The organism is Mesorhizobium maamorense, from assembly GCF_044998965.1.
Taxonomy (GTDB): domain Bacteria; phylum Pseudomonadota; class Alphaproteobacteria; order Rhizobiales; family Rhizobiaceae; genus Mesorhizobium.
Map to the genome: position 1 here is coordinate 2,525,869 of NZ_CP173356.1, position 20,510 is coordinate 2,546,378.

At 62.2% G+C, this 20,510-nt stretch carries 19 protein-coding genes, 2 tRNA genes and 4 pseudogenes; 12 read left to right on the forward strand and 13 right to left on the reverse strand.

Annotation, left to right across the window (positions count from 1 at the left end):
- Positions 1-27 precede the first annotated feature (27 nt).
- Entirely contained in the window at positions 28-525 is a 498-nt protein-coding gene (locus ACIU1A_RS12955) for a MarR family winged helix-turn-helix transcriptional regulator (RefSeq protein ID WP_140495751.1), read from the reverse strand.
- Between the two features lie 43 nt (positions 526-568).
- Here ACIU1A_RS12955 and ACIU1A_RS12960 point away from each other — a divergent pair.
- Together ACIU1A_RS12960 and ACIU1A_RS12965 are read left to right on the forward strand one after the other, a co-directional pair.
- Positions 569-2,088 (forward strand): annotated as a pseudogene (locus ACIU1A_RS12960) (FAD-dependent oxidoreductase).
- Entirely contained in the window at positions 2,085-2,279 is a 195-nt protein-coding gene (locus ACIU1A_RS12965) for a hypothetical protein (RefSeq protein ID WP_404927449.1), read from the forward strand. The pseudogene ACIU1A_RS12960 and the gene ACIU1A_RS12965 overlap by 4 nt, the downstream one beginning before the upstream one ends.
- Positions 2,280-2,305: 26 nt before the next feature.
- On the opposite strand, the gene ACIU1A_RS12970 is transcribed toward ACIU1A_RS12965, so the two are convergent.
- From ACIU1A_RS12970 to ACIU1A_RS12985, 4 genes and pseudogenes are all read right to left on the reverse strand, one after another.
- Positions 2,306-3,136 (reverse strand): DUF2497 domain-containing protein, encoded by an 831-nt coding sequence (locus ACIU1A_RS12970; RefSeq protein WP_404927450.1) that lies wholly within the window; start codon positions 3,134-3,136, stop codon positions 2,306-2,308.
- A 259-nt stretch (positions 3,137-3,395) separates the two neighbouring features.
- Positions 3,396-4,780 (reverse strand): annotated as a pseudogene (locus ACIU1A_RS12975) (TolC family outer membrane protein).
- Between the two features lie 175 nt (positions 4,781-4,955).
- Positions 4,956-5,623 (reverse strand): annotated as a pseudogene (locus ACIU1A_RS12980) (protein-L-isoaspartate O-methyltransferase family protein).
- A 90-nt stretch (positions 5,624-5,713) separates the two neighbouring features.
- Positions 5,714-5,787, reverse strand: a tRNA-Cys gene (locus tag ACIU1A_RS12985).
- Positions 5,788-6,008: 221 nt separating this feature from the next.
- Here ACIU1A_RS12985 and ACIU1A_RS12990 point away from each other — a divergent pair.
- Positions 6,009-6,260: a hypothetical protein gene (locus tag ACIU1A_RS12990; protein ID WP_140495746.1), complete on the forward strand. Its 252-nt coding sequence runs from the start codon at positions 6,009-6,011 to the stop codon at positions 6,258-6,260.
- Between the two features lie 55 nt (positions 6,261-6,315).
- Here ACIU1A_RS12990 and ACIU1A_RS12995 read toward each other — a convergent pair whose 3' ends face one another.
- Positions 6,316-6,576 carry a hypothetical protein gene (locus ACIU1A_RS12995; protein WP_140495745.1) on the reverse strand — a complete coding sequence of 87 codons (261 nt, stop codon included), beginning with the start codon at positions 6,574-6,576 and terminating at the stop codon, positions 6,316-6,318.
- A 221-nt stretch (positions 6,577-6,797) separates the two neighbouring features.
- On the opposite strand from ACIU1A_RS12995, the gene ACIU1A_RS13000 reads away from it, so the two are divergent.
- Positions 6,798-6,872, forward strand: a tRNA-Asn gene (locus tag ACIU1A_RS13000).
- 449 nt (positions 6,873-7,321) lie between these two features.
- Here ACIU1A_RS13000 and ACIU1A_RS13005 read toward each other — a convergent pair.
- The 3 genes from ACIU1A_RS13005 to ACIU1A_RS13015 form a co-directional block, all read right to left on the reverse strand.
- Entirely contained in the window at positions 7,322-8,008 is a 687-nt protein-coding gene (locus ACIU1A_RS13005) for an ABC transporter permease (RefSeq protein ID WP_404927451.1), read from the reverse strand.
- A 1-nt stretch (position 8,009) separates the two neighbouring features.
- Positions 8,010-8,732 (reverse strand): ABC transporter permease, encoded by a 723-nt coding sequence (locus tag ACIU1A_RS13010; RefSeq protein WP_140495743.1) that lies wholly within the window; start codon positions 8,730-8,732, stop codon positions 8,010-8,012.
- 74 nt (positions 8,733-8,806) lie between these two features.
- A complete protein-coding gene (locus tag ACIU1A_RS13015; RefSeq protein ID WP_140495742.1) occupies positions 8,807-9,592 on the reverse strand; it encodes a transporter substrate-binding domain-containing protein in 786 nt (261 codons plus the stop codon).
- A gap of 642 nt (positions 9,593-10,234) precedes the next feature.
- Here ACIU1A_RS13015 and ACIU1A_RS13020 point away from each other — a divergent pair.
- Positions 10,235-11,437 carry an amidase gene (locus tag ACIU1A_RS13020; RefSeq protein WP_404927912.1) on the forward strand — a complete coding sequence of 401 codons (1,203 nt, stop codon included), beginning with the start codon at positions 10,235-10,237 and terminating at the stop codon, positions 11,435-11,437.
- A gap of 153 nt (positions 11,438-11,590) precedes the next feature.
- On the forward strand, positions 11,591-12,595 hold the full coding sequence (locus ACIU1A_RS13025; RefSeq protein ID WP_140495740.1) for a LysR substrate-binding domain-containing protein: 1,005 nt from the start codon (positions 11,591-11,593) through the stop codon (positions 12,593-12,595).
- Between the two features lie 6 nt (positions 12,596-12,601).
- On the opposite strand, the gene ACIU1A_RS13030 is transcribed toward ACIU1A_RS13025, so the two are convergent.
- Both ACIU1A_RS13030 and ACIU1A_RS13035 read right to left on the reverse strand, forming a co-directional pair.
- Positions 12,602-13,807, reverse strand: a complete 1,206-nt coding sequence (locus tag ACIU1A_RS13030) for an aminotransferase class V-fold PLP-dependent enzyme (protein ID WP_404927452.1) — start codon at positions 13,805-13,807, stop codon at positions 12,602-12,604.
- Positions 13,749-14,768 (reverse strand): ornithine cyclodeaminase family protein, encoded by a 1,020-nt coding sequence (locus tag ACIU1A_RS13035; RefSeq protein ID WP_404927453.1) that lies wholly within the window; start codon positions 14,766-14,768, stop codon positions 13,749-13,751. Before ACIU1A_RS13035 ends, ACIU1A_RS13030 begins: the two co-directional genes overlap by 59 nt.
- 404 nt (positions 14,769-15,172) lie before the next feature.
- Between ACIU1A_RS13035 and ACIU1A_RS13040 the strand changes: the two genes are divergently transcribed.
- From ACIU1A_RS13040 to ACIU1A_RS13055, 4 genes are all read left to right on the forward strand, one after another.
- Positions 15,173-16,309 (forward strand): NAD(P)/FAD-dependent oxidoreductase, encoded by a 1,137-nt coding sequence (locus ACIU1A_RS13040; protein ID WP_404927454.1) that lies wholly within the window; start codon positions 15,173-15,175, stop codon positions 16,307-16,309.
- Positions 16,310-16,379: 70 nt separating this feature from the next.
- On the forward strand, positions 16,380-16,730 hold the full coding sequence (locus tag ACIU1A_RS13045; RefSeq protein ID WP_404927455.1) for a RidA family protein: 351 nt from the start codon (positions 16,380-16,382) through the stop codon (positions 16,728-16,730).
- Positions 16,731-16,837: 107 nt separating this feature from the next.
- The gene (locus ACIU1A_RS13050; protein ID WP_140495738.1) at positions 16,838-17,269 is read left to right on the forward strand and encodes a cupin domain-containing protein; all 432 of its coding nucleotides are present in this window, start codon (positions 16,838-16,840) and stop codon (positions 17,267-17,269) included.
- A 229-nt stretch (positions 17,270-17,498) separates the two neighbouring features.
- On the forward strand, positions 17,499-17,945 hold the full coding sequence (locus ACIU1A_RS13055) for a hypothetical protein (protein WP_140521047.1): 447 nt from the start codon (positions 17,499-17,501) through the stop codon (positions 17,943-17,945).
- A gap of 69 nt (positions 17,946-18,014) precedes the next feature.
- Here ACIU1A_RS13055 and ACIU1A_RS13060 read toward each other — a convergent pair whose 3' ends face one another.
- Positions 18,015-18,470 carry a carboxymuconolactone decarboxylase family protein gene (locus ACIU1A_RS13060; RefSeq protein WP_140631160.1) on the reverse strand — a complete coding sequence of 152 codons (456 nt, stop codon included), beginning with the start codon at positions 18,468-18,470 and terminating at the stop codon, positions 18,015-18,017.
- 122 nt (positions 18,471-18,592) lie between these two features.
- Positions 18,593-19,021 (reverse strand): SRPBCC domain-containing protein, encoded by a 429-nt coding sequence (locus ACIU1A_RS13065; protein WP_140495735.1) that lies wholly within the window; start codon positions 19,019-19,021, stop codon positions 18,593-18,595.
- 199 nt (positions 19,022-19,220) lie between these two features.
- Here ACIU1A_RS13065 and ACIU1A_RS13070 point away from each other — a divergent pair, with 199 nt between their 5' ends.
- Together ACIU1A_RS13070 and ACIU1A_RS13075 are read left to right on the forward strand one after the other, a co-directional pair.
- A complete protein-coding gene (locus ACIU1A_RS13070) occupies positions 19,221-19,979 on the forward strand; it encodes a copper homeostasis protein CutC (RefSeq protein ID WP_404927457.1) in 759 nt (252 codons plus the stop codon).
- Positions 19,976-20,472: pseudogene (locus ACIU1A_RS13075) on the forward strand (GNAT family N-acetyltransferase). The gene ACIU1A_RS13070 and the pseudogene ACIU1A_RS13075 overlap by 4 nt, the downstream one beginning before the upstream one ends.
- Positions 20,473-20,510: the final 38 nt, after the last annotated feature.

Below are 20,510 nucleotides of genomic sequence, written 5' to 3' on the forward strand. Positions count from 1 at the left end.
GTACGAAACGAGGAATAGTGCGACGTCTCAGGACGCGCTGGAGTCCTCTGGTTTTTCTTTCAAAGCTTCGGCGAACTTGCGCATAAGCCGCACGAGTTCGTCGATGTCGTGTGCGTCCCAGCTTTCGAAAACGGCGCGAGCGTTTCTCTCTCGTGCTGCGTCGATCTTGTCGGTCATCGCCTTGCCCTTTGGCGTGACGACAGCCTCATTCACGCGGCGGTCTGTCTCGCTCTGCCGGCGCACGGCCAGGCCAAGGCTTTCGAGCTTCGCCACCTGACGGCTGACAGTGGTGTAATCGCGGCCAGCCCGGTCGGCGAGGTCCACTATCCCGATCGGCCCAAGCCGCTCTATCCCGACCAGCAGAGGAAACAGTGCGCGGTCGAGCGCAATTCCGGCCTCCTTTACCATCTGCTCATCGCGCTGAGGCCGGTTCATAAGGCTGGCAATCTCGATCAGCGCTCCGTGGAGTTCACGAATCTGATGACTCCCAATATGTGTATTTTTCACGTTTTTCATTGACGCCACTCCGACTCTCCATTATGTGCATTTTACACACAAGGAGATCGACATGACAAACGGTTTTGCGGCAGATGTGCTCATCTGCGGCGCGGGAGCGGCTGGCCTGACGCTTGGGATCGAGCTTGCACGGCGCGGTATATCCTTCCAGCTCATTGAGAAGATGAGCGAACCCTTCCGTGGCTCGCGCGGCAAGGGCATCCAGCCGAGGACACAGGAGATTTTCGAAGATCTTGGCATTCTCGACAGGGTCGTTGCCGCAGGCGGCGTCTATCCGCCGATGCGCGTGTATGGCGATGACGGCAGCTATATCGAAAAGGACACCGGCGAACGCCCCGATCCGACGCCGGCAGAGCCTTACGCCATCGCGCTAATGATTCCGCAATTCCTCACCGAGCGGATCATGCGAGAGCGGCTGGCAGAACTAGGCCATAGGGTCGAGTACGGATGTGAGTTGGTTGGGTTCGAGCAAGGTGAGAACGGTGTCGTGGCACGTCTTGCGGGGCCGAACGGCGAGCAAACCGTTCGCGCACGCTATCTAGTCGGGGCGGACGGCGGGCGCAGCTTCGTACGCAGCGCGCTCGGCTTGAATTTCCCCGGCAAGACGCTGGGCGTGCGTACGGTCGTGGCGGATGTGCTGTTGACCGGGCTGGACCGCGATGCGTGGCACCAGTTCAACGACGGTGACGTGGAGCGAATGGTCGCGATTTGCCCGCTCGCCGGAACCGATCTCTTCCAGATTCAGGCACCCATTCCGCTGGACGGCGAAGTGGACCTCTCAGCAGAACAGCTGGGGCGCTTGATTAATGAGCGGACCGGCCGCGGCGACGTGCGAGTGGATTCGGTCGCCTGGGCGTCGGCCTACCTGATGAACGCCCGGCTTGCCGATCGCTACGGGGTCGATCGGGTATTCCTCGTTGGCGATGCAGCTCATATCCATCCGCCAACCGGCGGCCAGGGCCTGAACACCAGCGTGCAGGATGCCTATAATCTGGGCTGGAAACTTGCCGCCGTCCTCGACGGCGCGGATGATTGCCTGCTCGACACCTATGAGCAGGAACGACGTCCGGTCGCAGAATCGGTTCTCGGCCTTTCGACCCGGCTGCTCGACGCCCAGAAACAGGGTGGAATGCACCGCGGCCGCGAGGTGCGCCAGCTCAATATCGCCTATCCGGAATCGCCGCTCTCCAGGGAAATGGCCGAACGCAGCAGCGGCCCGCGTGCGGGGGACCGCGCGCCGGATGCCCAAATCAGGGGCGCGGCGGGGCAACCATGGCGACTGTTCCAATTGCTGCAAGGGCCGCATTGGACACTGCTTGTTCATCAAGCCGGGAGAGAGACGGTTGGGCCACTCAAGGGGCTGCATGTCCACCACATCGGCCCGCAAGGCGATGTCATCGATGCCTGGGACACCTTCGCGATGCTTATGCACTGGCACCGGGCGAATGTGTGCTGATCCGGCCGGACGGATATATCGGTGTGATGGCGATTCTTGGTGCAGACCGAACCGCGAAACTCGAAACCTATTTGGCCCGCATGGGCCTAGTCCAACCCGGAGAAGACCCGAAATGACTGCCGAGATATGTTCGAACAATGAGGTTGGCGGCTCTATGCTTGGGTCGGGCCTATATGAAGCGTGGAGCGGCGTGGTCGTGGCAATCGCCATCATCGGAGCTATTATTGCGGCCACCGCCTCCTTCGACGTGCCGATCCTGAGATTACCGTGCCTGCGCCAGGGTGAAGGCGCAGCGGTGTCCAACTAGCCACCTAAGGCGACCCGGGAAAATCATTACGCGCCGCGCGCCACGCGCTCGATCTCCTCGCGCACCAGGCGCTCGACCAGCGTTGGCAGGTTGTTGTCCAGCCAGTCCTGCAGCATCGGCCGCAGCATCTCCTCGGCCATCTCGTCGAATGTCTTCTTGCTGCGGCTGGCAAAGGCGTCGGAGAGTTCGCCAAAGGCCGCGGCGACCTGCCGGCCCGTATGCTCGGAAAGGATTGCCGGACGGGCCGCAGGCGTTTCATCCTCCGCCTTGCGCGCCTCGTCGGCGCTCGCCGGGGCGGCGATCGAAGGGGTCCGCTCGAACGCCGGCTCCGGCATCGGCTCGTCCACCGGCGCTTCGGGCTGGACAACCGGCTTGCGAATGCCTGGTATCGCCTTCGCCTGCTCGCCGACCGCTGCGATCTCGCGGCGCCAATCGGCGACGATGGCATCGCTTGCCGCGCCGGCCTCGGGCGTCGCGGGCCTGTCGGTCCTTTCGGCGGGCAGCGGCTCGGCGGCGATCCGGGCGCTCACCTCGGCAAGCGTCATCGACGCCCTTGGTGCCACGGGATCGGTTCGCTCCGGCGCTTCCATGCGCGCGACCGTTGGTTCGGCCGCCGATGTCTGTGCCTGCACCTCCGCCAGCGTGACCGGCTTCCTGACCTCGGGAGCGGCATGCAATTCGGCGCGGAACGCATCGACGTCGGGAGCAGCGCCCGCCGCCGGCTTCAGATCCTGCCGCAAGTCATCGGCATCGTCCGGCTGCTTGCGGCCGCTGTCGCTGTCCTCGATGATCCTCCTGATGGAAGCCAGTATCTCTTCCATGGAAGGTTCGCGCTGTGCGCTGCTTGCCGTTGCCATCGTCACATCCGCCGCCCTTGTGACCTGTTACAGACTTCCGCTCCGGTAAACGCCGGATTCTGAATCATGGCGACAGCGTAACCGACGGAGCGCCGTACGAGAATCCCCATTCTGGGGACATGTGGGATTTCAACAGATTAGCGCAATTCGTCGGAAAGCATGTGACGGGTTGCCGGCGCAGTTGCGCAACCAATGAAGCGACCCGGCGTTTCGATCGAACGCCGGGTCGCTTCGAGAGAACTACTCGAATCTGTGGAGTTTAGCGGCCATCCGGCGTGCGCAGGCCGATCCACTTGTCCTTGACGGCATTGTAGTGCTCTTCAGGCCTGTACTTCGTCGCCTGCAGGCGCAAGGCGCTCGGCCGAGAGGCGGCCGATCGCCGACAGGATGGCATAACTCGCCACCACAACGTCGTGCTCGGAATTTGCCTGGTTGATCTTGGCGGTGATGACGGTGGCCTGCGCGTTGAGCACATCCAGCGTGGTGCGCTGGCCGACATTGCGTTCCTCGATGACACCGTTCAGCGCCAGTTGAGCGGCGTCGATCACCTGCCTGTTGGCGGCGACGCTCTGCTGCGCGGCGGTGTATTGCGACCACGCCGAGGCGACGGCCTGGCGCACCTGGTCGCGGCTGACGTCGACCTGGATGCGGGCCTCGCCAAGCGATTCCTTGTTCTGTCGCACGACCGCCGAGGTGCGGCCGCCCGAATAGATCGGGATCGTCAGTGTCGCACCGATGTTGGCCGAGGTCGAACCGCCGTTGCTCCCCTGGAGGTCGGGATTGCGATGCAGATAATCCTCCGAAATGCCGGCCGATGCGGAAAGCTGCGGCAGCAATGCGCCCTCGGACGATTTCACCGAAAACGCGGCCGCATCGACCAGATGCTGGGTGGCGAGGATCGCCGGATGCTCGGCCGAGGCGATGGCAATCGCCGAGATCGAGGCTCGGCGGCAGCAGCCTGGCCAATGGCGAGGCAGGCCTGAGCTTGCCCGGCTCGTCACCGACGATCTGGTGATAGCTCGCCGCACTTGCCAGCGCCTGCGCGCGGGCGGCGCTGAGCGACGCCACGGCGGAAGCGCGCGACGCATCGGCCTGCGCAACGTCGGTGCGCGTGCCTTCGCCGACCTCGAACCGCGAGCGCGCGGCGCGCGCCTGCTCGGTCAGGAACTGCAGATTCTGCTCCGTCAGCACCGCGATCTGCCGGTCGCGAATCACGTCCATATAGGCCGTGGCCGCGCTCAACAACGTGTTCTCCTCGGTGTTGCGCAGGCTTTCGACGGATGCCTTGACCCGCGATTCGGCTGCCGCCACATTGTTTCTCGTCTGGAAGCCGTCGAACAGGCTCTGGTTTATGACGATGGCCACACTGGCCGACCCCGTCTTGACGTTGGCGCCGCTGGCACGGGTATTCACATAATTCGTGTCGGCCGTCCCGGTGATGGTCGGGCGCCAGCCGGACTTGGCTATGGCCACGCTCTCGTCGGTGACGCGTACGCCGGCTCGGGAGGCATTCAGCGAGGAATTGTATTGATAGGCCTTTGCAAGCGCGCCGGAGATGGTTTCGGCCGAGGCGGCCAGCGGGGAAAGCGCGGTCGCCGAAACGAGGACGGCGGTGAAAAGTGACTTGCGTAGAGACGGCACCATTAAACCCTCATTCGTTTTCCATGGGAACCACGCCGCACCAGCTTCTCCTTAGAGAACCGGAGCGGCGTGTCAGAATGTTCCCTGTCGCTCGGCCCAAAGTGCCCCCATTGGGATCAGCAACGATTGTTCAAATGCAAGCGACCATGACAAAGCCTCTGCTGCAAGGCCAAATCATTCAGAATTCGAAAGCATGCTCACGTTCGAACCCGGGTAGTGGCTTAATTGCCGCATTAAATGCCCGTCTACCGGTTACAACCCCCCTGCTTTGAAAAAAAGCCGCGCCACGCCAGAATTGCCCTGCCCTTCGACCGCGACGAGGCGGCCGCCTTCGGCGAGCTGGTCGAGCAGCGCCGCCGGCACTTTGCCGACGCTGCCGCCGACGAAGACGACATCGTAGGGCGCCTTGGCCGCATATCCCTGCGGCAGCGGGCCCTGGACCACGGTCACATTGCCGCAGCCCAGCGATGAGAGCACCGACTTTGCGGTTTCGGCCAGCGCCGAATCACTTTCAAGCGCCACCACGGAGCCCGCCAGTCGCGACAGGATGGCCGAGGCATAGCCGGTGCCGCAGCCGACATCGAGGACCGAATCAGCCTGACTGATCTCGGCCAGTTGCATCAGCTTGGCCAGCGGCGAAGGCTCCATCAGATATCGCGCGCCGCCGGGGCCGTCCGCGATGCGGATGTCTTCGTCGATGTAGGCGAGATTGCGCTGGCGTTCGTCGACGAAAAGCTCGCGGGGCACGGAAAGCATGGCGTCGAGCAGCGGCGTGCTGGTCACGTCGGTGGTGCGGATCTGGCCATCGACCATCTTGACGCGAAGCTCGGAGAAATCAGCGCTCATGTCCCAACCAATCCGCTTGCCGCGCCACATCGCGGTTCATTTAGACGGGAACGGCGAGCTCCCTGCGCTGACGCGCGGGAGCCCGGAGATTGGAGGCCTCGCCCGGAATCGAACCGGGGTGCAAGGATTTGCAGTCCTCTGCGTAACCACTCCGCCACGAGGCCTCGTTACTCCCGGCGTTCCACCCGGTTCCAATAGGTTGCGGCGAAAAAGCCGTCAAGCGGCGACAATGCATTCGCGACGGTTTCGCCTGCGCCAGTCCCCGCACCCCGCCCTAAATGCGAGACAGGGCGGTTCGAGCTGCGTTAGCAAGCCGTTAAGCATGGCGGATGATCGGGAGAAACTCCGCGCACCGGGCTGCGTTGAGGCCGAGGAGGACTGCGCCATGCAGCTGGCCAAACCGGACGAGTCGACCAACAACGCGGACAGCTCACCGCTGCTGGGGTGCGAGGAGCTGGTGCGCTACGCCATGGATTGCCTCAAGATAGAAGGCACCGGCCGGCTTTCACCGCGCGACCGCGCGCGCCTTGCCTCGGCTTCCGCCGTCCTGAAGGAAATCAGCGAGGATCTGAGAGCAGGCCAGCAGGACGCCCCGGAGGAGGCGAGCACTGGAACGCAGGATAGCGCTGCGATTTGATTCGGGCCCCAAAGGCCGCCGCGACGAAGCCGGGCAAGGTCCCCGGCGTGGCCGATCAATCCGGCCGGCGCCGCCGTTCCCACCAGACGACGAACCGGCGCCGATGGCGGCGCACCATGGCGAATTCGTAGGAGAGCACCAAAAGTCCGAGCGGCACCATCCAGAAACCGAGAATCGGCAAGAACCCCAGAATGCCGCCAATCGTCAAAAGCACGCCGATTGCAATCCTGAGGCCGCGCGAACGCGGCATGGTGAACTTGCGCCCGAAGACCGATATCTTTCGCGCCGGTGCCTGGTTTTCTTCTGCTGCCGTCATCTCGAATGGCTGGTCCGTCTGGTGGTTTGAGGATGTCACTTGACGAAAGCCGCGACCGCGCATTCGGTTCCGCGCCCCTCGCAAGACGGCTAATATGAGGACGAACGCCGCCGATTGCGAGAAACGCCTGAGCGAAAAAGTCTCGGAAAAATGCGAAATGGTTCTTTGCAAAGCCGAAAAGGGTTTGCTATAGGCTGCGCCACTCGCATGAGAGCCTCTGTTCCCCGGTAGCTCAGTGGTAGAGCAACCGGCTGTTAACCGGTTGGTCGCTGGTTCGAATCCGGCCCGGGGAGCCACTTAATCCAGAAATGTCTTTAAACCCAAGCACTGCAAGGGTTTCCGCCTCCCAGAGGTACACTGCGGGGTACACTGGGCTATGACGATCGGCGTGAACCACATTCAGAAACGCGGCAAAGCCGGATGGCGCTACAGGCGCAAAATCCCTGGAGAACTTCGGGTTATTTTGGGCACGCGAGAACACCTCGTGCCCGCTTGGCGCCACTGACCAGGAGGCCCTCAAGAAATACCCTGGGGTTCATGTAGGGGCCGAGAAGTTTTTTGTCCGACGCGGTCAAGCGCGCGAACGGCCCCGACAGAGTGGGATCAGTTCCGCGACGAAATAGCCGCTGCTTGCAAAACGGGATTTGGCGAGGTCATCGAAGCGGCGCGATTCTATGTCGAATTCGGCGTGCCTGAAGGTCACGTCGCCTTGCACGCAGCGGCTCGATACACCGATCCGTTCCGCTCAATGTTGTCGAGCAAGCCGTCTCTCGAAGAAACCAAAGCCGATAGTGATCAATGCCGCCAGCAGGAAATATCCTAGCGCGGCGGCGAACAGAGGCTCGTAGACCCGAAATGTCTGCGCGCGAACGAGGTTCGCAGCGCTCATCAGTTCGAAGACCGTGATCGTCGACGCCAGTGCGGTCCCCTTCAAAAGCAGGATGTTCTGGCCGCCGATCGCCGGCAAAGCCAACCTGAAAGCCTGCGGGAGAAGGACGGAAATCATGATCCGTGTTTTCGACAGGCCAAGCGATTGGCCGGCCTCACGCTGCCCTTCTGGAATGGCCTGTATCGCCCCTCTCCAAATCTCGCCACAGTAGGCCGCGGTGTTCAGGGAAAGGGTAAAAAACGCATAGAAGTCCGCGCCTCGCAAAATGGGCCAGAGCGGGCTGTAGCGGATCGAGGGGATCCCCGAGAGAATTTGGCCGATACCGAAGTAGCAGAGGTAAAGCTGGACCAGGAGCGGGGTCCCCCGGAACGCGAGGATAAACGCAACCGCAGGATATCGCAGCCATTTCCTGTTGGATAACCGGGCCAGTGCAACCGGGATAGCAAGCAAATTGCCGACCACCGCACAGCCGAGGAACAGGATTATGGTGACCTGGGCGCCGGCCAGAAGCTGATTGGCGAGGTAGGCTCCAAACTCAGTCACGCTAGCCCCGCCTCCCGCCACGGACGGTGGCTGTTTCGAGGGCATGGAAAAGCATCGCCGATATGCCCGACATGGCGAGGAACACGAACGCGATCGCGCAATAGAACATGAAGTAATCGCGCGTCGCGCCGGCAGCCATCTTGCCGGCGAGAACGAGCTCGGTAAAACCGATCAGGCTGACCAGTGAGCTTTCCTTCAAGACGACCAGCCACAAATTGCCAAGCCCCGGCAAGGCCAAGGGGACCATTTGCGGCACGGTGACCAGGAAGAAGGTCTGGCGCCGTGTCAGACCGAGTGCATGGGCTGCCTCGACCTGACCTCGCGGGATGGCCACGATCGCGCCGCGCAGGACCTCCGTGCTGTAGCCGCCTTGAACGATCCCAAGCGACAGGGTCGCGGCGACAAACCCATTGACCTGGAATTCGGAAGTCAGTCCCGCCAGGCTCACGGCCCAGCGCAACGCGTCCGTCGCGGTATAGTAGACGAGGAATATGATGAGAATGTCCGGTACGGACCGGATGATTGTCGTATAGGCAACGGCTGCGGAGACCGCCACGCGGTTCTTCGAGATCTTGGCCACCGCACCCATGAGGCCGAGGGTCAGGCCCACGAGATAGGCGCTGATCGAAATTCCAAGGCTCAGGCACGCGCCAAGAAGCAATTCGTCGCCCCAGCCCTTGTCCCCGAAGCTGAGCAGGGTTGCCCAAGACACGGTCGAGTTCATACAGCGCGTTCCAGTTCAATGAAGATGGCGACGGCCGCCCCGGGCCGGCCGTCCCCGGGGCCTGAACCAGATGATCAATCGCCGTAGATGTTGAAATCGAAATAGCGCTTGGTGATCGTCTCGTACTCGCCGCTGGCGCGCACCGCCTTGAGTGCTGCATTGAGGCGGTCCCTCAGAGCGGTGTCTTCCTTGCGCAGGCCGCCGCCGTCGCCGTATCCAAACATTTTCTCATGCGGCAGCGTCACCTTGATTTCATAAGCTTGGCCCTCCGGCTTCTTCAAGAAATCCTGGATCTGGATGCCTGCCGCAGCCATGAGATCCACGCGTCCGGCCTGGATGTCCGCGATTTCGTCATCGAGTGTTGGATAGATCTTCACTTCGGCAATGCCGTTGAACTTATCCTGCATGTAGGTCGCCTGCAGGCTGGCACTCTGTGCCGCGACCGCAATCCCCTTGAATGTCTCCGGCTTGGTCACGTCGAACTGCCGCGTATCCGCCTTGGCGCCGACAAGCACGTTGGGCGAATAGTAGTACTTGTCGGTGAAATCGATCACCTCCTTGCGCTTGTCCGTGATCGACATCGAGCTCCAGATGACGTCGAACTTCTTGGCCAACAGCGCGGGAATGATGCCGTCCCAGGCGATATCGACGATCTCACATTTCGCCTTCATCTCTTTGCAAACGGCATTCATCAGGTCGATTTCCCAGCCCTGCCAGGTGCCGCTGGCATCCTTGACGGAGAAAGGCGGGTATGGCTCCGCGGCGACACCGAAACGGATGACATCGTCGGCCGCCGACGATGAATTGGCGGCGCCAAATACCGCCACGATCAGTGACAAGGCGAGTGCAAGCTTTTTCATGATTGTTCCCCTTTTTTATGTGGATTTGTATCTTCCGCAATGATGATGCTGGTAGCCGGGCATCTGCCGATCTTTCGACGTCGGCCCGTGGCCAGCCGGCAGCATCGAGCATCGTGGACTGGTTCGGATGTCGGCGATGCGAACTTGGCCATTCGGCTCGGTCGACCTTCTTTTAGGGCGGTGTTTGAAAACGCTAACAGTTCAAATGATCTCGATCTAATGCCCCCTGCCGTGCGGTTCATCACCAATAGTTATGACGATAGCCCCTTCGAGTGACGCAGTCCGGCGACCGGCAAACGATCGGCGCTCATTGATCGGCGCGTGCGAGGACAGGGCTGAATTGAACGGTTCACGACGCCGCCATTGATCGCGCCTATGAGTTTTCAGCGATAGTCCCGCGCCCACGGGAATAAGCTCGCGACTGTCCACCAAATTTCTGATGTGGCATCGTCGGCTGGTTCCGGGATGGCCGGCCGCAATGCGGTCGGTCCGGTGCGTTCGCTCTAAGGTCGTCATATGAATAGCAGCCCTTGCCGGTCCATCGAGGAGATGAGCGAAAAGATCGCTGCCGGCCTGTCGCCCGTGGAAATCATGGAGGGTTGCCTCGATCGCATCCAGGAACTGAATGAACATATCAAGGCGATGATTTTCGTGGCCGAAGCTGATGCCCTGGACGCCGCGCTTCAGGCCACACGCGAAATCAGATCCGGTCACAGGCGCGGCCCGCTGCATGGCGTGCCGATCGCGGTCAAAGACGTTATCGACGTCAAGGATTGGCCGACAACGGCTGGCTCCCGGTTGTTTCGGGATCACGTCGCGACGGAAACGGCAACATGCATTGCCAATCTTCAGGCGGCCGGCGCCATCATCATCGGCAAGACGAACCTGCACGAACTGTGCGTCGGCGGCCATGACAATCCTTGGCACGGCAAGGTCGCCAACCCGCTTGATCCGGACCGTGGGACAGGTGGCACGAGCAGCGGGTCGGCCGCAGCGGTCGCGGCCGGTTTTTGCCTGGCAGCGGTTGGCACGGACAGCGGCGGGTCAAACCGATCCCCGGCTGCTGCAACCGGCTTGTTCGGTTACAAGCCGACGAATGATCTGATCGCCGTGCAGGGCGTCATGAGCATAGCGCCTTCGCTGGACTGCATCGGCGTTCTTGCACGCTCGGTCAGGGACGTTCGCCTGATGACCGAGGCGCTTGCCGGAAAACGGCTCGCCCCGTCGGCAAGCGGGGGCAGCAAAACGACAACGGACATCACGATCGGCATCTGCCCCGAACTGCTTGGCGCTCACGTCGACACGTCAGTCGATATCGCGTTGGCTACCATGCTCGATCGTCCTGAAGTGCGCAGGGTCGAGATCACCTTCGACGACAGGGAGGCGTTCGTTGCCGCGGGACTGACAATCCTCCAATGCGAGTTCGCGCGAATCTACCGCAATGCAATCGAGCAGAAGCCGGACATGGTCGGCGACGCGGTTCACTCATTCCTGCAGGGCGGCATTCGCATCCATGCCGGCGCCTATGATAGCGCCATCGAAATCCGTAACGGCGTGCGAGGCCGGTTTCTGGAGAAAATCGCGGGCCTGGACGCTTTTGCCATTCCTACGGCGCCTGGATCGGCGCCGCGGCTTTCCGACGAACTTACCGAGGTGAATGGGGAAATGGTGCCGTGGGGACTGGCCGGCGGCCGCTTCCGCCGCTGGGCAAATATGCTTGGCATGCCGGCGTTGGCTATTCCTTTGCCGGTTCCTGACGGGCTTCCGGTGTCGGTGCAACTGGCCGCAGGTCCGGGTCAGGACGCCGGTTTGCTCGATCTCGCCGAAATGTTGACAAGCAACTGAAATCAGTTCCGCCAAATCGCTGAAAGTTCATAACCTCCAGGAATAAACTTCCTTCGCGCGCCTCTTGGAACATCCGACCCTTCCCATTAATCTTGGCGTTCGCAGCTCGCTGTTTCGGCACAGCGATCCAGCTGCCTGGCAAGGTAAGCGGGCATGAAATTTGGCGAAAAGGACACCGTCACGAAGGAGGCAGAGTTTACGCCTCGCGAGATCGAGGTCTTCGCTTCGGTCATGCTGCATGGAACAACCACCAAGGCGGCCGACGCACTTGACATCACGCAGCCGGCTGTCAGCAAGATGCTCCAGCAACTCAGCGAGAAGGCGGATTTCCAGCTGTTCAGGAAAAGCCGGCAGCGGCTGATCCCCACTCCTGAAGCGCACATGCTCTATGCCGAGGTGAAGCGCGTTTTCGAGTCCGCGCGCGGCATCTCGCGCGCCGCGAGGGAGATACGCGAGCTACGAAGTGGCAGGTTGAATATCTGCGCGCTCCCGGCCTTCGGGTCCACGCTGCTGCCGTCCATCATCACGAGCTTCTCAAAACAGCATCCATCCGTGTCGATTTCCCTGGATATCCGCAGCTCCGCCACGGTGGTGCAGCGGGCGAGCCGCAATCAGCTCGACATCGGAATAGGCGTAACGGCATCGGACGAGAATTCTTCAATCGTCAGGCGAGCGCTGACAGCGACCCCACCGGTTTGCGTCATGCCGGCGGGTCACCGTCTGGCCGAGCTCGACGTGGTGCAGGCAGAAGATCTCGACGGTCTCGACTTCATCTCGATGGGCTCCGCTGATCCGATGCGGCAGCAGCTCGATGCCTTGTGCGAAGAACGCGGAGTGGGACGTCTGTTGAAGATAGAGGCCAGTCTGTCCAGTGCGTGCATCGCCCTTGTCGCGTCCGGGGCGGGCGTGAGCGTCGTCGACAGGCTTTCGGCGTGGCTGGCACGCGACCTGCCGATCGAGATCAGGGATTTCCGGCCACGTCTCGATCTGAACCTCAGCGTCTACCGGCCTTGGGGTGTCATTGCATCGACGGCGGCGGACGCCTTCACCGAGCATCTTATCCAGACGACGCGAAGCTTTATGAACGGCGTAGAGGCAGGAATCACCGCCCTGGGTCCTCGCCGCCAGGCCGACAGAACTGTTTTCATTCACCGCTGAAAGCCTCTAGCGGAGCGGCAGGCATTCGAACAGGCGGCCGATATCGGCTTCGTCATTGTAGACATGCGGCGACACGCGCATCTTCGTGCCGCGCAGCGTGACGTGCACGTCAGCCCGCTTCAGCTCTTGTGCCGCATTCGGCGCGAGACGGCCCCCTATGTCGAGGATCGCGATATGGGGCGTTGGGTGTCGCGGACGCGCGACCGGCAGCCCTCTGCTTTCCGCCTGCGCCCAGACAAGCTCATTAAGGTGATGCAGGCGCTCAAACACGCGCCCGACGGTCCAACCGCGGATGAGCTTCATTGCGGCGATTGCGATGGGCAGGACCGCGAAATCGGAGCGTTCCCCCATGTCGAACCGCCGCGCGCCGGGAAGAAACTCGGCCACGGCCACCTTGTAGAAGTCCGATTTGTCCCCGCCCATCCGGTTCCATGAATGATGCTCCAGAGTGCGCCCCTCTGTGTGCCAACGCCGGTCGGCGTAAAGGAATGCGAGGCGATATGGCCCCAGAAGGAACTTGTAGGTGGCAAAGACGAGAAAGTCCGGTCGGACGCGCCGGACATCGAAGGGTATCGCGCCAACCCACTGGGTTCCGTCAACGACAAGACTGGCGCCCGCTGCCCGTGTGGCGGCGGCCACCGCCTCCAGGTCGATCGCCACGCCCTCGAACCAATGCACCAGCGTCCCCGCAACGACCGCGATGGGACGGCTCGAGTCTTGGATTGCCGATACGATCGCGCTGGTCCAGTCGCCGTCGGCTGGTTGCGGGACGATATCAACGCAGGCGCCGGCGCGTTGCGCGAGGTCATACCAGACATATCTGTGCGAGGTGTGTTCGTTCTCCATCAGAAGGATGGCCGAACCTGCCGCAACCAAAACGTTGGCGGCTGCGATAGCCATGCCATAGCTGGTGGCGGCCACAATGGCGATCTCATCGGCATCGGCGCCCACCATTGATGCGGCGAGCTGCCGAGCCTCTTCCACCTCGTCGTAATAGGAGGCGATGGTCATTTTCCAGGGTTCGGCTTTCACCCTGACGCCGGCCTCGCCGGCCGCGACGGCGGCGGTCGGGATCGGAGACATGTATGCGACATCCAGATAAGCTGTCTCGCGGGGAATGGAGAAGAGATCTCGTTGGCAGCTCAGCATGGCATCACAACCTGAAATCAATTGAGGTGCCGAGTCCGGCGTTGCGGGCGGAGATATAGACAAGATTGGCAAGCTCGATGTCTTGCGCCGGAACGCCGAGAGACCGGAAAAGCGTGATCTGATCGTCGCCAGTGCGGCCGGGTTTCGCACCTGCCAGCACGTCGCCGACCTCGCCACGGATATGATCGACGCCGATCACGCCGGTTTCAATCGCCTCGATCAGTTCTCCCGCGGCCGTCAGCGCCATAGGCAGGTAGTCGACCCAGATCTGCGCTCTGCGCACACAGTCGAGGTCGAGCTCGCGGCATGAAGCGACGCTCGCCCCGACCGCATTGATATGGACACCAGGCGGAACCCATTCGCCGCACAGCACCGGCTTTTCGGAAGATGTCGTGGTGCAGATGATGTCGGCCTCGCGAACGGCCTCGCCAGGGTCGCGATGTGCCTTCGCCTGGAATCCGGCGGCTGACTGCTCCTCGGCGAAGTGCTGCGCCTTTGCAAAGTCGCGACCCCAAACATGGATCGCATGGATCGGCCGGACGTCCGCAATAGCCGCGACATGCCGGCGCGCTTGCTCGCCATATCCGAACAGTGTCAGCGTGGTGCTGTCTTCGCGCGAAAGTGCCCTCGTCGCGACAGCACTGGCCGCCGCGGTCCGCCAAGCCGTAAGCTCTCCCCCGTCGATCAAGGCTACAGGCCGTCCATGATCCTTGTCGAACAGGAAGACACCGCCGCGATGAGACGCGAACCCATGCGCGAAATTGTCAGGAAACACGGAAAGCACCTTCGCCCCGAACAGCGGCCGGTCATCCAGCGCAGCATACATAAGCGACAGACAACTCCCGGCCGCACCCGGCAGCTCAAGTGTGCGCCTGATCTGCTGGCGCGCCATGCCGCTCGATGTTTTGCGCAGTGCGGCCTCGGTCGTGTCAAGAGCCAGGGAGAGGCTCAAAATGTCCCGGATCGCATTCTTGTCGATCAGGAGGAATTCCGGCTCGCCACTCACCGTGCAGTCCTCTTCCATTCCGCGATCCCTGATGCGCCGATAAGCGTAGCATTGCTCTCGCAAACGGTTGCGCCCGAATTTGATAACTTCGCACGAGAAGTTGCCCGTGCGGGCTAATGGCCGACCTGGGCAGCCGCAGATGGCTGGACACTGGTTCATAACTTTTGGCCATGAACGGCAGCGACCAGTTCAATTGACCGCAGTTGGCACCCATTGCAATGTTTTCAGGCAACTGAGGATGTTGTGCGGGGTTGCAAACACATCGCAGGCGCCGATCGAATTAAGAAGAGCGGCGTCAGCAGTACTGTCAAACACTCCAGCAACATCTCTCAACGATATAGCGGCATTGCATCGATTCGTCTTTCAGAGATTACTCGTATCGGATGACGTCATTAGCTCGGGAATTTTTGGAGGTCATCTTTATGCGTGTCGTGGTCATCGGTTCCGGTATCGTCGGCAGTTCCGCCGCCTATGAATGCGCCAAGGCGGGAGCAAACGTCGTCGTGCTGGAAGCCGGACGGATAGCAGGCGGTACGTCGGCGGTAAGCTTTGCCTGGACAAATGCGACCACCAAGCAGCCCCGGCCGTATTTCGATCTGAACGTCTCGGGAATGCGCGCCCATCTTGAACTCAAGCGCGACTTCGGCATCGCTCCCTGGCTCACCCAGACCGGCAGTTTCGATTGGCGAACAGAGCCGGAGTCGATGGACGATTATTTCGAGAACTTCAGGCAGATGAAGGAATGGGGCTACGGCGTCGAGTGGATCGACAAGAAGCGCGTCGCCGAGATGGAACCCGATATCGATGTCTCCGCTTTCGGCGATTGTCCAATCTCCTACTATCCGGAAGAAGGCTGGGTCGATCCGGTGCTCTACTCGGCCTGGCTTTTGCGGGCGGCGAAGGAGCGCTGGGGAGCACAGGTCAAACTCGGTTCACGCGTGACTGAGATCGAGACCGAAAGCGGGCGCGTACGGGCAGTTCGGACGGCGAACGGAGACCGACACCCTGCGGATGCCGTCGTGAGTTGCACCGGCGGCTGGTCTAGTGAGAGGCTCGGCGATGCCCAGGGTATTCCACTTTCCTCGACCATAGGCGTGCTCGCCTTCACCCCGCCGGTGGCCCTGACGCTCCGCAGCCAGCTGCATGCCGACGATCTGGATATCCGTCCCGACGGAGCGGGCCGCATCATGATCCATAAGGTCTCGGTGGACATGACCCTGGAGAAGCCGGAGGCGCTCAGCCCTGCCGGGGACGAGGCGGCGACGCTCCTGGAAGCCGCGACCAAGGTCCTGCCTTCGCTCCGCGACGCAGGTGTGGAAGCCATTCGCACGACGGTCCGGCCGTTCCCTGAGGATGGCTACACCTGCGCCGGCGCCATGCCGGACATCGTCGGCCACTACATGGCCGTAACGCACAGTGGTGTCACCATCGGCCCACAATTGGGCAAGGTGGTCGCCGACGAAGTCGTGCGCGGCAAAATCCATGACGAAATGGAAACGTTTCGCCCGCAACGCTTCTTCCAGGCCCACGCCCAGCGCTCCGCTGTCGCGCACGTCTGATCCCGCTCAGCAGACCGCTGGATTGCGTACGGCGGCCTGCTTTTGACCAACGCAACCAGGGGCCTCCGCCATGGGGAACATCGAACGATTCGACAAGAACGAACGGCTTAGCCGTATCGTCGTTCACAACGGCACGGCCTATCTCTCGGGCTTGACGGCCGATGACAAGAAAACCGGCACGTCTGACCAGACGAAGGAGATATTGGAAAAGGCGGATCGCCTTCTGGCGAGCGTCGGTTCGGATAGATCGAAGCTGCTGTTCGCGCAGATCTGGTCGAGGGATGTCGAAGACTTCGACGCGATGAACAAGGCTTGGGTCACATGGCTCGACGGCGTGGAGCCCCCGGCACGCGCCACGGTCGGGGCGAGCTTCGCCTTGCCCGAGATCCGTGTCGAGATCCAGCTTACCGCAGCGATTTGACACGTCGCACGCCACGTCCAGGCCAGCGAGTCCAATCAGATTCGTCAGGGACATGCTTGCGCACCGGCCTTCGCGGCGCGATAGATGCGGCGGTTTGGGGAGGAATCATGCGAAAAGTCCTGGCATCGGCATTGCTGCTGGCGGCTGCGGCGTTCGCGACCGGCGCTCATGCGCTGGACAGCAGCGGCACACCCGTCGTCGTGACACCCCTCGCCTCGCGCACGACCACCGCTTCCGGCCAGCCGATCACGCTGCCGCAGAAGAACGTGCAGGTGCTGGTGTCGACCTACGACATAGCGCCGGGCGCGACCTTGCCGGTGCACAAGCATCCGTTCCCGCGCTACGCCTATGTCGAGGCCGGCACGTTGAAGGTCACCAATGTCGAGACCGGCAACAGCAACACCTACAAGACTGGCGATTTCATCATCGAGATGATCGGGCAGTGGCATCAGGCCACCAATATCGGTGAAGGCCCGGTCAAGCTGCTGGTGATCGACCAGGTCGAGGAAGGCACCAAGAACACGGTTTTGCGCCAGTAAGCCACCGCTGCTCCGGCTCCTCGAACTGTCTCGCCACGGGAGCGCGCCGCGTTAAGTGTTGGCCCAGCTCTTCACATCCGGTTCCGCACGACCGGGCTGACGATGCTATGCCGGTTGCCCGCCTTACCGGCGGAACCGGATTCCCCCCGTTGGATTTTTCGCGAAATCCCTTTGCTTGGTGAATGCCTTTTCCTGGAGCAAACTCCCTGCCGGGGCTCAAGGAGCAGAAATGAGAGCACGAACAGCGACGGTCGGCGATCTGGAAGACGTGTTTCGCCATTTGTCCAAGCGGATGTCCGACGAATACATCGCCGCCGGCAAGGACAGCAAGGTCGCCTACGACAATCTGATGATGAACCTGAAGGAGGGCCGCGCCCATGCCCTTGTCGACAACGACGGGACCGTAGCGATCGTCGCCTGGCACGAGCATGGCGACGCCGCGGACACGCTGTTCGCGGCGCGCGAGGGCTTTTTCAGGGCCGCGACCGTGCGTTTCTGCAGGCGGCATATCAGGCAGATCCAGGCGCTCGCCGGCAATCTCCCTATTCACTCCCGCAGCTGGCTCACGGGACCGGAAATCGCAAAATGGTTTCGCACCATCGGCTATGTCGAACGCGGCGAGGAAAATGGCGCCAAACTGTTCGAATTGCCGCCGGCCGCGACCCGGCCGGGCTAGGCAAGCAGGTTTGGTGCACCGCGAGTCCAGCCGCCATTGCACCGTGGCACGGCTCGCCTTCGCGCGGCCTTAGCCCCAGGCGCCGACCATTTGGCGTGTCGTGGCGTTCAGCCGATTGAAGGCGTTGATCACGGCGATCTGGATGACGAGCCCGGCAAGCGCCTTTTCGTCATAGTGCCGGGCGGCCTCGTTCCATACCTCGTCCGTCACGGCATCCGTTCTGTCGGCCAGCCTTGTGCCGGCCTCGGCAAGGGCAAGCGCGGCGCGTTCGGCATCGGTGAAGTACGGCGTCTCCCGCCAGGCCGACAAGGCAAAGATGCGTTCGTCCTTCTCGCCGGCCTTCTTGAGTTCGCGCGCATGCATGTCGACGCAGACCGAGCAGCCATTGATCTGGCTGGCGCGCAGATGGACGAGCTTGCGCGTCACATAGGGCAAATCGGCCGCCTCGGTCGACTTGTCCAGCGCCAGCAGCGCCTGCAGGGCGCCGGGGATGAGCATCACGGGGTTCTTGAGCCTGGCTTCCATGGTGTTTCTCCGTTTGAAAAGTTTGGTCAGGGCGCGGTTTGCCATGCCCGGGAGCGGCGCATCCGGGAGACTTGTTGTGGTTCGCCGGCCATGGCGACCGGTTGGTCGAGGAGAGTCGGCGCTCAGCCTTGCTTCGCAGCCACCTGCTCAAGTCGCTCAAGAATACGCGGCCAGCCGCTTCCCATGCCGACATATCCACGCTCGTCGGCCGGCCGGAACCCCGAGTGCTCCATCCGCACCCGGGTCGCCGCGCCCTCAGGCGTGAGCGACCAGGTCACCACGGTTTTCAGTCCGCTGTCGGATTCGCTTCCGTCGCCCCAGCTATAGGCAAGCAGGCGTGGCGCCTCGACTTTCAGCACGACGCAGTTCGTCACCCCGGACCAGCCCGGTACCGGTGAAGCGCGGAACGTGAAGCGATGCCCCTCTTGCGGCGCGAAGTCATTCTGCATGAGCCATTCTGCGACGAGTTCGGGCACTGTCAGCGCACGCCATATCTTCTCCGCCGAATGCGGAATCAGCCGTTCAACGACGATCGATTTGGTCTGGGTCATGCCGTGCTCCTCTTAGTCGTCGTCGAGCCACCGCTCGCGATCAATAACTCGATGGCTATGGGTTAACTCATAACCATGTAGTTATAAGACTGTCAAGCAGGGAAATGCCCCCTGGTCCAATGCGCCGTGCCGTTCCTGCTTTCGCGCCCGCCGCGCGGGTGCTACGGGCTTCTCACAACATCATGGACAGGATCACACCTTGACTGAAGAAGCCCGCCCGCCGCTGATCGAAATCTGTGTCGAGGGCATTGATGGCCTTCTGGCCGCACAGGCCGGCGGCGCCGACAGGGTCGAACTGTGCGCCAGCCTCGTCGAAGGCGGCATCACGCCGAGCTTGGGAACCGTGCGCGCCGCGCTCGACCAGGCGATTGTGCCGTTCCATGCCATGGTGCGGCCGCGTGGCGGCGATTTTCTCTACAGCGAAACCGAGTACCGTTCGATGCTGGCCGACGTAGCCGCCCTGCGCGACCTCGGCGTGCCCGGCGTGGTGTTCGGCTGCCTCACCGCCGAAGGCACCATCGACGAGCGCCGCATGAGCGAACTGACGGAGGCCGCCGGCGGCCTTAACGTCACGTGTCACCGCGCTTTCGACATGACGCGCGACCCGGCCGAGGCTTTGGAAGCGCTGATCCGTTGCAAGGTCGGCCGCGTGCTGACCAGCGGCCAACGCGACACGGCGATGGAGGGCCTGTCGCTGCTGGCGGACCTGGTGCGACAGGGGGGCGACCGCATCGTCATTCTCGGCTGCGGCGGGCTCGATCTCGGCAACATTGCCGAGGTGCGGCAAAGGACCGGACTGTCCGAAATGCATTTCGCCGTCCTTAAGGACGTGCCCAGCGCCATGCGCTACCGCAATCCCAAGGTCGGCATGGGTGGCTCCGATCTCGACCGCGAGTATCGCAATACGCTCACCGATACGCCGCTTGTGGCAGCGACGATCGCGGCGGCCAAGGCATGACCGCCCTCTCCCCGATCAGCCGTGTCAGGCAAAGCGACGAAGCGGCCATACTCGCGCTCAACAACGAGCATGCCGCCGAATTGTCGTGGCTTGAGCCCGAGCGCCTGTCTTTCCTGCTTGGCGAGGCGTTCTATGCGCGCCGCATCGGCGCGCTCGAAGCCTTCATCATGACCTTCGATCAAGGGGCTCGGTACGACAGTCCGAATTTTCTCTGGTTTCGCGAACGCTACGAGCGCTTCGTCTATGTCGATCGCGTCGTGGTGGCGGCGCAAGCTCGTGGCCGCGGCCATGCCCGCCTGCTCTACCAAGACCTGTTCGAGCACGCCACGCGCGCCGGCCATGCACTGGTCACATGCGAGGTCAATGCCGACCCGCCCAACCCGGCTTCTTGGACGCCTTCCATGCAGCGCTCGGCTTCACCGAGGTCGGCGACGCGGTGATCCATGGCGGCAAGAAGGCGGTGCGCTACTACGTCAGGCGGATCATCGCCTGAGCGCTGCTCCTTTCCAGGTCTCTGCCACTACTGGAACA